This window comes from Marinobacter sediminum, from assembly GCF_016820575.1.
Taxonomy (GTDB): Bacteria; Pseudomonadota; Gammaproteobacteria; order Pseudomonadales; family Oleiphilaceae; genus Marinobacter; species Marinobacter sediminum.
This window is the reverse complement of sequence record NZ_JAEMQH010000006.1, coordinates 1-2,888: the sequence shown is the minus strand read 5'-3', so window position 1 is coordinate 2,888 and position 2,888 is coordinate 1. Positions and strand designations below refer to the sequence as shown.

Here is a 2,888-nt window from a genome sequence, read left to right as displayed (position 1 = left end):
CTGGACGAGTGTCAGAAATAACGTCCGGTGATGGAACGCTTTCTTCGGGATCTGGGGTTTCCGGACCGATCGTGATGCTTTTTCGCACCGGTTCTGGCTTCTGCGCCTGCAATTCGTTGCTGGCGACAGAATCCTCATACTGATCAGAAACAAACCACCAGGACCCGCCAAGCAGCGCCAGCGCGAGCGCAGGCCAAGCCAATTTGCTTAACGAGTGCAACGACGACCCACCGGTCCGGGGCGCCGCCGATACCATATCCAGCCAAACTCCCGGTGTAACCCGTTTCAAGCGGCCAAAACTTCCCTGGCTCAGCCCGTGAATGCGAGACACCTTTGAGGCGCTCAGCAGGTCACTGACCTTGCCACCGGCGACCTGAACTCGTGGCTCAAGGTACGCAAAAACCTCGTCCTTGGTCAGTGGGCGCAAATGGATTTGGTGAACATTGGCCGACACCGGATCAAGACCCAAGTGGCCAACAAGGTCATCACTGCCAGTAAAAACCGGAACTGCGGCGGCGCCGCGCTCAGCTGCCAGAAATCCAGCCAGCAATAACCGCAGCAATTCGGTGGGTGCCCGATCAGCGTCATCAATGAGCAGCACCATACGCTGCCCTTTCTTGGCCTTGGCCTCAGACCAGCGGAAAAAGCTGTAAACGGCATCCCGGGGGCCCTGATCCGCGTGGAAAGACGAAGGCGCAAGCTCTTTGAGCGCACCAGCAAGCGCCCTGGAACCGGTCAAAGCCGCGCTTGGAATCCTATGGAATTCAAGGCGCGCCGACTCACTGCGCACCAGCTCGGTCAACAAGCGAGTCTTGCCTGACCCAGGAGCCCCGGTAAGCAGCAGCGCCATGTCACCAAAGCCACAAAGGTGGCGTAGCGTTTCCAGCGCATGATGACGCATTGCATCGGGGAAAAAAGGTGTTTCCAGCTCCAGAGGATTGGCTCGAAATCCATAACGCTCTTGGAGGCGAGGGAAAAGCCCTCCACCTTCCGCACTGTTCAGTCGATCTTCGGTCACACCCGTCCCTGCTGCCTTTTAACCCAGTTCTGCGTTCGCCATCTGTCAATCACAATGACAATATTTGGCCAGTGTTGCGGCCAGGTTCTCCGCCGCAGCGTCCTCGGTAACAATGGCCTCACCTAGATCCGCCAGAAGCACCAAGCGTAACCGACCATCAACGTTCTTCTTATCCACGGCCATAAGATTTCTAAAGTCATCCGGCGTCATGCCTTTTGGGGGCAACTCTGGCAAACCCGCACGCCTGATCAACGTTGCCGCTCGTTCAAATTGTTCGCGGCTGATCATACCCTCTCGAGCCGACAGGTCGGCAGCCATAATCATACCGGTGCCGACTGCCTCGCCGTGGAGCCAGTTACCGTAGCCCGCAAAAGTTTCGATGGCATGACCAAAGGTGTGGCCAAGATTCAAAATGGCCCGCAAGCCCCCCTCACGCTCGTCTTTGGCGACCACTTCGGCCTTACAGGCGCAAGACCGCAGAATTGCTTCAGCAATGGCAGGCGCGTCAAGCGTTACCAGACGATCCACATTCGCCTCGAGCCACTCGAGAAACCCAATGTCTCGAATCAACCCATACTTGATCACCTCGGCCAACCCAGCCGCGATTTCCCTCGGCGGCAACGAGCTAAGAGTGTCGGTATCGATCAGAACAACCTCGGGCTGATGAAAGGCCCCCACCATGTTCTTGCCGAGTGGATGATTGATGCCTGTCTTACCACCTACGGAAGAATCAACCTGGGACAGGAGGGTCGTTGGAATCTGGATGAATGGCACGCCGCGCTGATAGCAGGCGGCAGCGAATCCAGTCATATCTCCCACCACGCCACCACCCAACGCAACCAAGGTGGTTTTCCGGGAATGACGATTCTGCAGCAAGTGGTCGAAAATCTGATTGAGAGTCTGCCAGTCCTTGTATTTTTCACCGTCGGGCAGAATTACAGTATCGACTGATTTCCCCGGAAAGCAGTTTTTTGCCCGATCAAGGTATAAAGGCGCTACCGTCTCATTGGTCACGATGAGGACCTGGGAACCTTGCGCATATTTTGAAAGATCGCGACTTCCCAAAAGGCCCCGACCAATCAGGATCGGGTAGCTTCGCTCGCCCAGTTCCACGGTCAATTCTCGGACTGCATCAAACATGATTTCGACCCTCCTTGCGTACCTGCCGCTTATGCCGAGGCGTCCTCGGATTCATTCGATTTACCAGTTGACGGACCACCAGCCTGGGGCTTTTTCGGTCCGTGTACATAGTGATATCAGCCAACTGGGTATACAGCGGATCCCTGATCGCAAACAAGTTGCGAAGCACTGCTTCCGGATCATCATTTTGAAGCAGAGGCCGGTTGCGATCTTTACGGGTCCGCTCAACCTGTTGTTCGATCGATGTCTTCAGATAAACAACGACGGCATCCTGCTTCAAGAATGGGCGGTTCTCCGGGCGCATGACGGCCCCGCCCCCGGTCGCCAAAACCGTATCGGGCAGCAGAGACAACTCTTCCAGCATGGCCGTCTCGCGCAAGCGGAAACCGTCCTCACCCTCCACATCGAAGATCCAGGGGATATTCGCGCCGCAGCGTTCTTCAATGATGCGATCGGAGTCCAGGAAACGATAGCCCAGCTCTTTGGCGAGCATTCGGCCAATCGTACTCTTTCCGGCCCCCATAGGGCCCACCAGGACAACGCGTTTGGGCAAAGACATAACTTCCGCTCGATTGTGTTCAGGCGGGTGAGAATATCACAGCGGTTCTGATTCCATAAATTTCCCGCGCAATTGCTGAACATTCAGACGGTTGGCCGGCTGAGCGCGCCTGTCTCTGGAAGAGGTTTCTGGCCGATTTGGAAGCATCAGCTGTTCTTTCCCATCAGGACG

General features: G+C 56.1%; 3 protein-coding genes. All 3 read right to left on the bottom strand.

Going from position 1 to position 2,888, the window contains the following annotated elements; all coding sequences use genetic code 11:
* A partial coding sequence (locus FGO67_RS17150) for an AAA family ATPase (RefSeq protein WP_338039589.1) occupies positions 1-1,018 on the bottom strand: 1,018 nt, incomplete at its 3' end.
* Between the two features lie 45 nt (positions 1,019-1,063).
* On the bottom strand, positions 1,064-2,158 hold the full coding sequence (aroB, locus tag FGO67_RS16595) for a 3-dehydroquinate synthase (RefSeq protein ID WP_203301771.1): 1,095 nt from the start codon (positions 2,156-2,158) through the stop codon (positions 1,064-1,066).
* A complete protein-coding gene (gene aroK, locus FGO67_RS16590) occupies positions 2,151-2,717 on the bottom strand; it encodes a shikimate kinase AroK (protein ID WP_203301770.1) in 567 nt (188 codons plus the stop codon). The genes aroB and aroK overlap by 8 nt, the downstream gene beginning before the upstream one ends.
* Between the last annotated feature and the right edge of the window lie 171 nt (positions 2,718-2,888).